Source organism: Synechococcus sp. R5-12, assembly GCF_047502655.1.
GTDB lineage: Bacteria > Cyanobacteriota > Cyanobacteriia > Thermostichales > Thermostichaceae > Thermostichus.
In genome coordinates, this window is sequence record NZ_JANSIM010000237.1 from 1 (window position 1) to 13,854 (window position 13,854).

Consider the following 13,854-nt stretch of genomic DNA (forward strand, 5'->3'; position numbering starts at 1 on the left):
TTCAGTATAGTTGAGCTTATTATTGACTAGAGTCATGCTCCTCTCGCCGGCGGATCCTGGGCCTCTACCCCATCAGCCGTTGGGGAAATTGAGAAAGCCCGCCAAGGCCGGAGCAATCGGCAACAGGGTCATGACCATCAAAAAGAGGGCCAGCAATGCCAAAGCATCCCGCTGACCGTCGGTTTCAGTAATCTCATCCTGAGGGGGACGCTCTGGCTCGCGAGCAATGAACAGGATCAGCAGCGCCCAATAGAGGGCCAAGACGTTGCTAAAGGAAGCGACCGCCAGGGCAATGAGGGTGATGAAGGTGGCGCGGGCCGCCGTCTTCCGCCCGTACACCGCCTGCACAATGCGACCCCCGTCTAGCTGCCCTGCCGGCAGCAGGCTCAAGGCGGTGATTGCCAGGCCAATCCAGCCCACGGCAACAAAAGGATGAATGGGAACCAGCTCCGCCTGCAACTGGGATCCCAGCACCAGCCGCGCTAGGGTGCCTACCAGGATGGAGCTGCGGAAGATCTCCGTAGGCACATACAGACCCTCGGAGCCGGAGAGCTTCAGGCCAGCCAAGAGCACCAGCAGCGACAGGATCCCGCTCGCTGCCGGGCCGGCAAAGGCAATGTCGAAGAGGGCCTTGCGGCTGGGCACCGGCGATTGGATGCGGTTCAGGGATCCCAGCGTGCCGATCCCCAAGCTGGGGATAACAAAAGCAGGGCTGAGGCGCACGCCGTACTTGCCCGCCATCCAGCGGTGTCCGGTCTCATGCACCAGCAAGATGGCGAAGATCCCGGCCGCCACCGGCAGGGCTTCCACCCAGCGCCCTGGCGCATCCAACAGCCGGAAGCCCAAGAGATTGGCCCCCACCTCCAACGTGGCGACGAAGCTGAAGACCAGCAACGCCCCCGCCAGGATCTGCGCCCCCACGGAAGCGCGGTAATTGACGATGGGATCCGGCAAGACCACCACCGCCGGCTTTTCCGCCGGATCCTCCACCAAAAAGAGCTGGTAGCGACTGCCCACCTGCTCTTTGAGCTTCTCCACCAGCAGGGGTACCACCACCTCCGCCTCCTGGCGCAGGTTGCCCTTAAAAATCGCCCCTTCCCCATAGGGGACGGTCTCGGTGACGAAAAAGGTATCGAGGCCGAAAATAGACTGAATGGCCTGCAGATCCTCAGCCGAGATCCGCTGCAGAACCGCAGGCGCTTCCAAAGGCGCCTCCCCTGCCGAAGGGGCTTCCCCCTGCTCTTCCAGACGAGCCAACTGCTCGCGACGGGCCTGCAGCTCCTGCTGGGCCAACTGGCGGGTCTTGCGCCCCACAGCAATGTAAAGCCCTGTAAAGACCAACAGCAACACCAGGAAGCCTGCAAAATTGAGGTAGATCCCCAGCAGCAGCAGCCCCAGGAAAACCACCCACGGCAACAAGAGCAGGGATCCCTGTAACCACACCCAAACGGCTAAGGATCCCCGCCGACGGGCTCTCCAGAAGCCCCAACCCAAAAAGGCCAGCGTTCCCAGCAAAAAGAGCGGCGTAATCTCAGCGGCAATGTTCATGGCTGACCTATGAGGCTGTACGGGTACCAAGCTGAGGGCAAGACGGCTCAAGCAGAAACAGCCGTTCCTTCAAAACGGGGCTCCGGCTGCTCCCACAGGTAGAAGCCAGCTTTCCGAGGTTTCAGGAGGAACAGCCGCAAAAACTGATAGAAGTTATTCAGGTAGAGGGGCAGCTTGCGCAAACCCTTGAAGGGGCCGGATCCCCGGGCAATCTCCCTCAGCTTAGCGTTGTTGGCCACGCACTTTTGCAGCCGCCGCACAAACTCAGGGTTTTCCACATCCAACACCACCGGGAACACCTTGGCCGCCTCGCGGTTGGTCTTGTAGATTACCTCCATGTCATAAGTATGGGGATCCAAGCCGATGAGGCGGTAGAAATCGGGGCGCTCTCCCACATCATTGAGGTACATGGTGGCGAACACCGACAGCAAGAAGAAGCGGCACCACAGCTTGGCCACCCACCCCTGCAGCAGCCTGGGCTGGCTCAGAAGCATCAGCGCGAAGAAATCGCCGTGGCGGTTCTCGTCCTGGCACCAGTTCTTGAAGAAGTTGAAGATCGGGTAAACGCGATCCTCGGGGTGGGCCTCCAGGTGGCGGTAGATGAGAATGTAGCGCCAGTAGCCGATCTTCTCCGAGAGATAGGTGGCATAGAAGATGAAACGCGGCGCGAAATAGGTGTAAGACTTGTGCTTAGTGAGAAAGCTCAGGTCGAAGGCCATGTTGAAGTCGCCCATGGCGCGGTTCAGAAAGCCGGCATGGCGGGCCTCATCGCGGCTCATCAGGGCAAAGCACTCGGCCAAAACGGGGTTGGTCTCTTTTAGCTTGCGCGACAGCTCCTTGTAGAGGAGAAAACCGGAGAACTCGGCTGTACAGGAGCGCTCCAAGAACTCCACAAACAACCGGCGCGCCTGCGGATCCAGGCGGCTTTCCCAGTCTTGGTTGAACTCCTCACCCCGGACGAAGTGATGGCGGTTGTAGTCGGCGCGAAACTCCTGCAGGATGGCCCGGAAATCGGCCTCTCGATCCCCTAAGCCCATTTTGCCGATGGCCTCGAAATCGGTGGTGTAGAAGCGCGGCGTCAGGATGGTCTCGGTGGGCACTCGCGCTTGAGTTTGAGCAGCTTGCAAACTGGGACTCATAGTGATTTAAAGCGGATGAAAAGGCCAGGTATACTCTCGCAGTTTACCAGCCTCTCTGGCCGTCGTGGGGATAAGAAGTGTTACCGGCAGGCTCTGAGAGATCCTGAGAGATCCTTAAGACTCCACTGCCAGCGGCTGGGATCGCAAGGGATCCGTCAGCTCGCTGCCCTCCTCCGAAGGCGGGATCACCTGCCAAAACAGAGGCAAATAGGATTCCCAATTTTGCAGAATGCGCTCCGCTTTGGGGGAATGGGTGCGGCGATAGTGCTCTTGGATCAGGCTCTTCAGTTGTGCCTCTGCTGCTGCTGTCTGCACCCGCTGAATGCGCACGATCTCCCCGTTGACCTTGGCGGGGAAGTTGCCCTCCTCATCCAGCACATAGGCCAGGCCGCCGGTCATCCCCGCTCCCAGGTTGCGGCCCACCCGCCCCAGCACCACCACCACCCCACCGGTCATGTACTCGCAGCAGTGGTCGCCGGATCCCTCGATCACCGCCTGCGCTCCCGAGTTGCGCACCGCAAAGCGTTCCCCCGCCTGGCCGTTGGCAAACAGGGATCCGCCCGTGGCCCCGTACAAACAGGTGTTGCCCAGGATTACATTTTCCGCCGGATCGCGGGGCGCCTCAGGGGGAGCCAAGATGACGATCTCGCCGCCACACATGCTTTTGCCCACGTAGTCATTGGCTTCTCCTGTCAGAGTCAGGCGCATCCCCGCCAGCGTAAAAGCGCCAAAGCTCTGGCCGGCGCTGCCGACAAAGCGCAGATCCAACTGCCCCCCCTGTTGGGCAAAGCCGGTATCTCCGTACAAGCGGGCCAAGGTTCCGGCAATGCGCCCGCCTACGCAGCGGTCGGTGTTGGCGATAGGGATCTCCACCGTGGCCGTGCCGCAGGTCTCCACCGCCTTCTGCACCTCCGGCTGAGCCAGGATCTGCTCATCCAGCACCGGGCCGTTGGCGTGAACCGGCTCATGCTCCAACCAGTCGGGCAGGGTGTTGGGATCAAAACCGGGGGGAGTTCGCAGCAGACACTCCAAGTTCAAGGATTGGGTCTTCTGCAGAACCGCATCGGCCCGCGGACAGAGCAGATCCACCCGTCCAATCACCTCCTTCAGAGAGCGGTAGCCCAGTTGCGCTAAGACTTGGCGCACCTCCTCCGCCACAAAGGTGAAGAAGGTCACCACGTGATCTGGCGTGCCGGGGAAGCGCTTGCGCAACTCCTCCTTCTGGCTGGTCACTCCCACAGGGCAGTTGTTGGTGTGGCACACCCGCGCCATGATGCACCCCTCCGCAATCATGGCCACCGTGCCAAAGCCAAACTCTTCTGCCCCCAGCATGGCCGCCATCACCACTTCCCAACCCGTGCGAATGCCGCCATCCACCCGCAGGATGGAGCGCTGCCGTAGGCCGTTTTCCAGCAGGGTATGATGCACCTCCACCAGGCCCAACTCCCAAGGTGCCCCGGCATGTTTGATGGAGCTCAAGGGGGAAGCCCCTGTGCCCCCTTCATGGCCGGAGATTTGGATGATGTCGGCGTTGGCCTTGGCTACTCCTGCCGCCACCGTGCCGATGCCCACCTCCGCCACCAGCTTCACCGACACCTGTGCCTGGGGGTTCACCTGGTGCAAGTCGAAGATCAACTGCGCCAGATCCTCGATGGAGTAGATGTCGTGGTGGGGCGGCGGCGAGATCAAGGTCACCCCCGGCTTGGAGCGGCGCAGCTTGGCGATGTAGGGGCTGACCTTTTTGCCCGGCAGTTGCCCGCCCTCGCCCGGCTTGGCCCCCTGGGCAATTTTGATCTCAATTTGCCGCGCGTTGAGCAAATACTCCGGTGTCACGCCAAAGCGGCCCGAGGCCACCTGCTTCACCGCCGAGCTGGCGTTGTCCCCCATGCGCAGCCCCTTCAGGTGGGGAAAGCGGGCCGAGGTGCCATCTGGGCCTACATCGGTGATGGGGAGGTATCGTTCCGGATCTTCCCCGCCTTCACCGGAGTTGGACTTGCCGCCGATGCGGTTCATGGCAATGGCCAGGGTCTCGTGGGCCTCGCGGCTGAGGGCCCCCAAGGACATCCCACCTGTGGCAAAGCGTTTGAAAATCTCCGACACCGGTTCCACTTCCTCCAAGGGAATGGGATCCCGGTCGCTGCGGAAATCCAGCAGGTCTCGCAACGCGGTGGGGGTGCGGCTGCGCAGGTGCGCCCTGTAGATCTCATAGTGGGCAGGCTGACCCGATTCGATGGCCTTGTGCAGCAGTTTGGCCATTTCTGGACTGTTGATGTGGTATTCGCCTTTGGGCCGCGCCTGGATAAAGCCAAAGTTCTCCAGCTTTTTCGAGGTGAGTTCGGGAAAGGCCCGCTGGTGATTCACCATGCCCTCGCGGGCCAGATCCGCCAGCGTCATGCCTCCCACCCGCGACACCGTGCCGCGGAAGGCCAGATCGATCACCTCTTGGCTCAGGCCAATGGCCTCGAAAATCTGCGCTCCGTGGTAGCTGGAGAGCAGAGAAATGCCCATTTTGGAAAGAATCTTGAGCAGCCCTGCCTCAATGGCGGCGCGGTACTTCAGTTGCACCTCGGCCAGGGAAAGCTGGGGCAACTTGCCGGCAGCCATCTGGGTTTGCGTCTTGGGCTTGTGCCACCACTGCCGCACAGCTTCATAGGCCAGATAAGGACAAACGGCGCTGGCCCCGTAGCCGATCAAGCAGGCAAAGTGGTGGGTGCTCCAGCATTGGGCAGTCTCCACCACCAGGGAAGCGCGTAGGCGCAGCCCCTCCTGGATGAGGTGATGGTGGATGGCGCCCACCGCCAACAGAGGTGGGATCAGAGCCTGCTCGGCATCAAGGCCGCGATCCGAGAGGATTAAAATCTCAGCTCCCCCCCGCACTGCCTGAGCCGCCTGCTGGCAGAGGGCCCGTACCTGGACCTCCAGTCCTTCTGGGCCGGCAGCCACCGGATAGAGAATCGGGAGCGTGTGGCAGGGAAAAGGGGTATGCTGCAGAGCGGCCAGCTCCGCTTCGTTGAGCACCGGGCTGCGCAACTGCAACAGGCGGGCATGCTCAGGGCGGATCTCCAGCAGGTTGCCCTTGGATCCCAGATACACATCCAAAGACATCACCAGGCTCTCCCGCAGGGGATCGATGGCAGGGTTGGTGACCTGGGCAAAGCGCTGCTTGAAATAGTCGTAGAGGGGATGAGGCTGGGTGGACAGCACAGCCAGCGGCGCATCGTCCCCCATGCTGAAGGTGGGCTCCTTGCCCGTAGCCGCCATCTCCTCGATGATCATCTCCACATCTTCTGAGGAGTACCCGAAGGCGGTTTGGGCTTGTAACAGTTGTTCTTCCGAGAGGTGAGGGGTATTTTCAAAGCCTTGGGTGCTGAGCTGAACGCGATGGGCTTTGAGCCATTCGCCGTAGGGGTGCTGGGCTGCCACCTGGGTTTTGATCTCCCAGTTTTTGCAGATTTGCCCGCTCTGCAGATCCACCGTCAGCATCTGCCCCGGGCCTAGCCGCCCTTTTTCCAAAATGTCGGTCTCCGGCAGAGGAACCACGCCAGCTTCCGAGGCCACCACCAGCAGACCATCGCGGCTGCGAGCGTAGCGGGCTGGGCGCAGGCCATTGCGATCCAACGTGGCCCCGATGGTTTTGCCGTCGCAGAAAACCACCATCGCCGGGCCATCCCAAGGCTCCTGCAGGCCGCCGAAGAACTCGTAGAAATCCACCACTTCCGGGTGATTCTGCAGTTCTGGCTGGTTGCGATAGGCTTCCGGGATCAGCACCATCATCGCCTGCTGAGTGGAGTAGCCCGACTGAATCAACAGCTCAAACACAGCGTCCAGACCTGCTGAGTCGCTGGTGCCCGGGTCAATAATCGGCTTCAGATCCTCGACCGCTGTACCCCAGCGGGGATGGGAAAGGGTTTGTTCGCGGGCGGCCATCCAGTTGACATTGCCCAGGTAGGTGTTGATCTCGCCGTTGTGGCAGAGGTAGCGGAAAGGCTGAGCCAGCGACCAACGCGGCAGGGTATTGGTGCTGAAGCGGCGGTGGTAGGTGGCGTAGGTGGTGGTGTAGAGGGGGTTTTGCAGATCTCGATAAAACTGGCCCAGAACCGACGATTGCACCATGCCTTTGTAAACGACAACCCGGCAGGACAAAGAGGCAAAATACAGAGCATAAAAGCCAAACCGAGCCTCTACCCGCCGCCGAATGCGCCGCCGCAACAGATAGAGCTGCTGCTCTAGCTCGTCTCCTTCCAGCGTGGGATGGGTGAGGAGCATCTGCCAAATGGAGGGCATGGTCTGCCGCGCCATCGGCCCCAGGCAATTGGGATTGACCGGTACCTGCCGCCAAACCACCCGCTGCCAGTCGGTGGTGGTCAAGTACTCATCGATCACCTGCTGCACCGCCTGACACTCAGCAGGATCCTGAGGCAAAAAGACCATCCCCACCGCGCTGTGAGTGGGATCCCAAGCTCGAATTTCTTCCCTCTCTGCCTGCAACAGCGACCAGGGGATTGCCGTTGCAATGCCCGCCCCATCACCGCTCTGGCCGTCGCCGCCACAGCCACCCCGATGTTCCATACAGGTGAGGGCCTGAAGGGTTTTCTGCAAGAGGTCGTGGCTGGCTCTTCCCCGCTGATCCACCAAAAAGCCGACCCCGCAAGCATCCCGCTCTTGAAAGTGCCAGTTTTCCTGCAGGATAGGGGCCGAGACCTGAGAGGGATGGGGATTCATAGGAGTAAAAACAGTTTGGAATAAATCACGCTTTCAGAGGTGGAAAACCAGCATATCGCACTCCAATCCGACAGGAAAAGGGGGGCAGTCTCAAGTCACGGCTGGCTCTTGCCAACAGGGCAACCGTTGGGGCAATCGGATCAGCGAAGTAAAGACAAAAAAGCTCGCCATGAACAGATTTTTCGAGTTTCTTCTGCAGCTTTCCCCGACGGACTGCGGACGATCTGAGAAAGCTAGGGCGAATGCGCCAGCTCACACCGGCTCCGCTCGCTGGCAACTGGCCCTGTAGAGAACTGCGGTAGGGAGACAGCCGTAGGGTATGTCCAGGAAGAGGGCAACCCCACAGATGTACAACAGATGTACAAAGTCAGGCGTGCAACGGTCTATCGCTGGCTGAACCTAGAAGACCTCAGGCCGACAAAAGTCAAGACCCAGAAGCCAAAGATAGACTTGGCCGCCCTGCAGCAAGACATAGGCCAGGATCCAGGAGCTCAATTGTAAGGATAGAGCTCAGAGATTCGGGTCGCGCCAGCGGGACGGAGCCCTTGCCCTATTGACTATACTGGTGGTGCTCTGGGAGCAATGATACTATTACCCTAGATTTTTCGTGTTTCTGAGTAAGCTCATGCTGACTTGCCCAAGCCGTCATTCTTTTAACTTAGATACGACAAGATCCATAATGGAAAGCAGCATTATCGATGCCAGGATTGTCACAGGCAATTTATACCTGAATCTACTCAAAAGATTGTCTCAGAATTCAATATATCCCTAGTTAACTAGTTAACTAGTTAATAAACTTAAGCGACTTTCCATTGCTGCTATATCTTATGTAAATGAACTACCAGAACTCTGGACAAAATTATGTTAATCACAAATCAACTTATCCTTCCCAAATCATGGAGGTCTACCCGTCAAAAGAGGTAATTTGATCCTGCGATGCGACGAGCTATTGCCATTTGTGCTAGCAGGTTGGAGCTTGAAAGCAGGACGAGCTTCCCAAACTTGTTCAGAATGATTGTTCAGAATGACTGTGTCTCCACATGGATTGGAGTCAGTGTTGCCGAGAAAAGCCATATCCTTGCTAGATTGAAGTCATGGGATCCCTGACTCTACCCGGTAGAACTGAACTTTATGACCGTCCCTCTGATTCACAGCCGTGACGTTCTAGAGAGCCGTCTCAAGGAGATTCCTGCTGAACCCGGCGTATATTTAATGCGAGATGCCACGGATCAGATCCTCTATGTAGGCAAGTCCAAGAAATTGCGCTCTCGAGTGCGATCTTATTTCCGCTTTACCGGCGACCTGCCTCCTCGCATTCAGCGCATGGTAGCTCAGGTTTGCGAGATCGAGTTTATCGTTACCGATAATGAAAGTGAAGCCCTAGCCCTAGAAGACAATCTGATTAAGACCCATCAGCCCCCTTATAATGTTCTCCTTAAGGACGATAAAAAGTATCCCTATTTGTGTATTACCTGGTCGGAGCCTTATCCTCAGCTTTACATCACCCGCCATCGTCGCCTTGATCGGAATCAAGACAAATACTATGGCCCCTACACCGATGTTGGCCTGTTGCGCCATACCCTTGGGTTGGTCAAACGAATTTTTCCCTTGCGCCAACGGCCCAAACCTCTGTACAAAGATCGCGCCTGTTTGAACTACGACATTGGGCGCTGCCCCGGGGTATGCCAAGGCTTGATCAGCCCAGAAGAGTATCGCAAAACGCTGACTCAAGTGGCCATGATCTTCCAAGGCCAGACAGATGAGCTGATCCGAGAGCTGCAGGAGAAGATGATCCAGGCCGCCGAACAGGAAAATTATGAGGCAGCCGCACGATATCGGGATCAAATTCGCGGTTTGGAACAATTGGGAGAATCCCAGAAGGTCTCTTTGCCTAACTCTACCGTCAGCCGTGATGCTCTGGCCTTGGCCATGAATGATTCACGAGCCTGCATTCAATTGTTTCAGGTGCGGGCAGGCAAGTTGGTGGGGCGGCTGGGGTTTGTGGCCGAAAACCGCGGTGACGACCCAGGCCTTATCTTGCAGCGGGCTTTACAAGAGCATTATCAATACTGCGATCCGGTGGAAATTCCCTCTGAGATTTTGACCCAGTATGAATTGCCCGATCACGATTTTCTGGAGTCTTGGCTGAGTCAGAAAAAAGGCCGCAAGGTCAGCCTCATTGCTCCCCAACGGCAGAGCAAAGCCGAGCTGATCGAGTTGGTTGAGCGGAATGCCCAACTGGAGCTAACCCGCACTCAGCGCTTGGCGGATCGGGATGCCGCGGCCTTGGAGCGCTTGGCAGAAGTCTTGGATTTGCCGGATGTGCCCCGCCGTCTAGAAGCCTACGATATTTCCCACATTCAGGGATCCGATGCTGTGGCCAGTCAGGTGGTGTTTATCGATGGCCTGCCTGCCAAACAGCACTACCGCCGCTACAAGATTCGCAACCCTGAGGTGCGCCCCGGTCACTCCGATGATTTTGCCAGCCATGCAGAAGTGGCCCGGCGTCGCTTCAGCAAAATGACCCCTGAGGATCAGCCGGATTTGGTGCTCATCGACGGGGGCAAGGGGCAGTTGTCGGCAGTCATGGCCGTCTTGGCAGATTTAGGGCTGGATCACCTGCCGGTAATTGCCTTGGCCAAACGAGAAGAAGAGATCTTTCTGCCGGGGGATCCTGTGCCCTTGCGGTTGCCGGCCCAAGATCCGGCTCGCTTGTTGTTGCAACGCCTGCGAGATGAGGCCCACCGATTTGCTCTCGCCTTTCATCGCCAGCAACGGAAAGCGCGTCAACATGCCTCTACGCTGGACGAGATCCCCGGCTTGGGCAAGTATCGGCAAAAGCTGCTGATGGAAGAATTTCGGTCGATTGCCCGCATTCAGGTGGCTTCAGAAGACCAGCTGGCCCAGGTGCCCGGCATTGGCCCGAAGATTGCCCGACAGATTTACCGCTACTTTCACCCGGAAACTCAGGCGGAATCCCCGGAGACAGCGCAGGTGGAGTAGTTGAGAATCCGCGCAGGGATCCCTGCTCCCCCAGCACTCGGTGGGGTGATATCCACAGAAGCCTGAGCACCCTTCCTCGCCCGTGATTTTACGAGATCACGGGGGAACTTGTAGTGCGGAAAACATCGCTCAAAGCAAAAATGATACATAATCTCAGGGGCAGGCGTTCTTAGTGCCCTAGTACTGCTTGCGAAAACATAGGGGATCCTGATGTTGGCCGGACTCGATGTGCTCCTGGAAAATGCCCCCATCGGGATCTTTCGTGCGGATCTGCAGGGACGGTACCGGTTTGCCAATGCCAAGCTTGCCGAGATATACGGCTATACTTCCTCTGCCCATTTGATGCGCCATCTGTCGGATTTTGGCCATCATCTCTATGCTGACGCTGCCGGTCGTCGCCAGTTTTTCCAGGATCTGCTTGCAGGCAAAGTCGGCGATGGGAGAGTGGCGCAAGAGTTTTTGATCCACAGTCGCAAGGGCTTGGACTTGTGGGTGCGAGAACAAATTCAAGTTGTCCGCAATCCAGCAGGGGATCCCCTCTATTTTGAGGGGTATGTGGAAGACATCACGGCGCGGAAGCAGGCTGAACAAGCGCTTGCAGAGAGCCAACTCCGCTACGAAAGGCTGGTTTGCGCTATTCCACAAGCCTTGATGATTTTTAGCCGAGAAGGCCAATGCCTAGAGCCGATTTCTTCCCCGGAGAATACTTATTTTGCTTCACTCTCAGCAGAGCATATTCAGGGAAAAGCAGTGGGAGAGCTGTTCGGCCCTGAGGTTGGCGATCAACTGCAGAGGCTGATTGACCGTTGCTTGAGCAGCGGATCCCGGCAAACTCTGGAGTTTCCCCTAACCAACTCAGCGGGAGAGCTCCGTTACCAGGAAGTTTGCGTGGTTCCCCACGGAGCAGATTGCGTGCTTGGCTGCATTCAAGATATCACCGAGCGCAAGCGTCTAGAGCTGGCTTTGTTGGAGATTCAACAGCGATTCTGGGGTATTGTAGAGTCCTGCAATTTGGGCATTTCTCTGCTGCCTCTTGAGCCAGAATCCAAGCCACATGGCATGAACTCAGCCCTCAAGGATATAACAGGATATTCTGCAGAGGAACTGAAAGCTTTGCCTCTGGAGGCCTATATCCCAGATTTGGCTGATGTTGAAACCCTAAAAAACCTCTGGCAGGAGATGATCGAGGGTCGGCGCAGTCATTATGAATTGGAACATCGCTACACCCGAAAGAATGGCCAAATCATCTGGACAAAGTCTCAGGTTTATGTTGTGAGAGATGAAGAACAAAAGCCTCTGTTTGCCGTTCACTTCCTGGATGATATCAGCGAGCGCCGATCCATCAAATCTGCTCTTGAGGAAATTCAAAACCAATTGCAGGGGATCTTCAACTTCTGTAGCCAAGGGATTGCTCTGATGAGCTTGGATCCTGATCCCCGGTATCTCAGCCTCAACCCGGCAATGGCAGAGATTACAGGGTACAGCGAGGAAGATTGGTCAGCTCTGAAAGCGGAAGATTACACTCCCTATCCCGAAGACCGAGAACGGGGCGAGATACTCTGGAATGAACTGCTTTCCGGGTACACCAACAACTATGAATATGAAAAGGTGATTTGCCGTAAAGATGGCAGAGAGATCTGGGTTCGCCTGCAACTGTCTGTAGTGCGAAACGCTCAAAACGAGCCTCTGTTTGCCATCCAATTTCTAGAAGATATTTCCGAGCGAAAAAGGGCCGAAACTCACCTGCGAGAAAGTTTGGCCGATCTGGCCCGCAGCGAAGCACGTTACCACGCCCTTTACGAAGTGATTCCAGACATGATTCTGCAGGTGGATCGGCAAGGGCTAATCCTGTCCTACAAGCCCCCCAAAGGATTTGCATCGGCCTATCCCGATGACCGCTATCCTAACCAGTACATTCAGGATCTGTTTCCAGAGCATTGGAAAATCTACTTTGCTCCCTTGTTGGAGAAAGCCTTTCAAACGGGAGAAATTCAGGTTATTGAATATCCGCTTCCCAAAACTTCTCAAGACACTGCGGAAGCATTGCCGGAATATCGTGAGGCCCGTCTGTTGCCCTTTGGGCCGGATGAGGCCATTGTTTTGGTGCGTGATATTACTCTGCGCAAGCGCCTGGAGCTGGCCCAGCAAACACGAGAAGCTGAATTAACAGCCCTGGTGCAACAGCGAACCCAGCAACTGGAACGCAGTCTGCAGTTTGAATCGATTCTGCGCCGCCTCATCCATCAGATACGGGCAACTCTGGATGAAAGGCAGATCTTGCAGACAGTTGTGAACGAGCTGGGGAAATTTTTGGGCGTTCTTTTTTGCAATGTCGGCCTTTACGATAGCCGCCGAACCTACTCCCTGATCAGCTATGAATACACGACGCTTTCGACCTCTGGGATCGGCGCTCGGGTTCAGATGAAAGATTTTCCCCTCTTCTACGAACAGCTATGGCGAGGCTGGTGCTTTCAACTGTGTGCTCGGGATCGCCAACGGGATCCCAACACTTTGCCCCCTTATTTGACCAAGCTGGCCTGCCCCATTGCCGACGATCAGGGCATTCTTGGGGATCTGTGGCTGGCCCGGCCCCCTGAGGAGAGTTTTAGCGATTGGGAAATCGATTTGGCTCAGCAAATGGCGGCCCAGTGTGCGATTGCCCTGCGACAGGCCAGGCTCTACCTCAGCAGCCAGGCTCAGGTGACGGAATTGAAAAAACTCAGCCAAATTAGGGATAACTTCCTGGCCGCCGTCTCCCATGAGCTGCGCACTCCCCTTACCAGCATTAGCCTCTCGGTTCACCTGCTGAAACTGAGCCATCAAGTTTCTCCTCTCACCCCCAAGCAAATCCAGTATCTTGAGGTTCTGGAGCAGGCGTGCGAGCGAGAGATCTCCCTAATTAACGATCTTCTGGATCTACAAACTTTGTTGGGCGATAGGCTTACGCTGCCCTCTGAGCAGGTTAACCTGCCTCTCCTTTTGGCACCTCTTATCAATCGGTTCCAAGACCAGATGCGCAAGCGGCAGCAAACTCTACAAGTTCACTGGGATCCCCACTTGCCCTATCTGCACACCCATCCCCGCCTGTTGGAACGCTTGGTCTGTGAGCTTTTGACCAATGCCCACAAATTTACGCCCGCCGGCAAACACATTGTCCTAGAGGTTGTTGCTTTGGGTTCCGACCGCTGGGAGCTGCGCTTGACCAACACGGGCACCACCATTCCCCTCGAAGAACAAGAACGCATTTTCGAGCAGTTTTATCGCATCCCCCACTCGGATCCCTGGCAGCAGGGGGGAACAGGCTTGGGATTGGCTCTGGCCCAAGCCATTGCCAACCACTTGGGCGGCTCTTTGCAGGTGGAAAGCACTGCCCACCAAACCACGTTTATTCTTCGCTTGCCCGCAGCAGAATCTTGTTGACGATTCGGTTTGGGCCACTTAT

The 13,854-nt window shown here is 57.0% G+C and carries 6 protein-coding genes; 3 read left to right on the top strand and 3 right to left on the bottom strand.

Translation table 11 applies throughout. The features are described from left to right. Positions 1–72 precede the first annotated feature (72 nt). From NW843_RS12000 to NW843_RS12010, 3 genes are all read right to left on the bottom strand, one after another. Positions 73–1,548, bottom strand: coding sequence for a site-2 protease family protein (locus tag NW843_RS12000; protein WP_414523049.1), 1,476 nt, complete (start codon positions 1,546–1,548; stop codon positions 73–75). Positions 1,549–1,595: 47 nt separating this feature from the next. Beyond that, the gene (acsF, locus tag NW843_RS12005; protein ID WP_414523050.1) at positions 1,596–2,687 is read right to left on the bottom strand and encodes a magnesium-protoporphyrin IX monomethyl ester (oxidative) cyclase; all 1,092 of its coding nucleotides are present in this window, start codon (positions 2,685–2,687) and stop codon (positions 1,596–1,598) included. Positions 2,688–2,801: 114 nt separating this feature from the next. Continuing rightward, entirely contained in the window at positions 2,802–7,409 is a 4,608-nt protein-coding gene (locus tag NW843_RS12010) for a glutamate synthase-related protein (RefSeq protein ID WP_414523051.1), read from the bottom strand. A gap of 270 nt (positions 7,410–7,679) precedes the next feature. Here NW843_RS12010 and NW843_RS12015 point away from each other — a divergent pair, with 270 nt between their 5' ends. The 3 genes from NW843_RS12015 (at position 7,680) to NW843_RS12025 (ending at position 13,832) form a co-directional block, all read left to right on the top strand. Continuing rightward, a complete protein-coding gene (locus tag NW843_RS12015) occupies positions 7,680–7,910 on the top strand; it encodes an IS630 transposase-related protein (protein ID WP_414523066.1) in 231 nt (76 codons plus the stop codon). Between the two features lie 630 nt (positions 7,911–8,540). After that, positions 8,541–10,412, top strand: a complete 1,872-nt coding sequence (uvrC, locus tag NW843_RS12020) for an excinuclease ABC subunit UvrC (RefSeq protein ID WP_414523052.1) — start codon at positions 8,541–8,543, stop codon at positions 10,410–10,412. 210 nt (positions 10,413–10,622) lie between these two features. Further along, on the top strand, positions 10,623–13,832 hold the full coding sequence (locus NW843_RS12025; RefSeq protein ID WP_414523053.1) for a PAS domain S-box protein: 3,210 nt from the start codon (positions 10,623–10,625) through the stop codon (positions 13,830–13,832). Positions 13,833–13,854 lie beyond the last annotated feature (22 nt).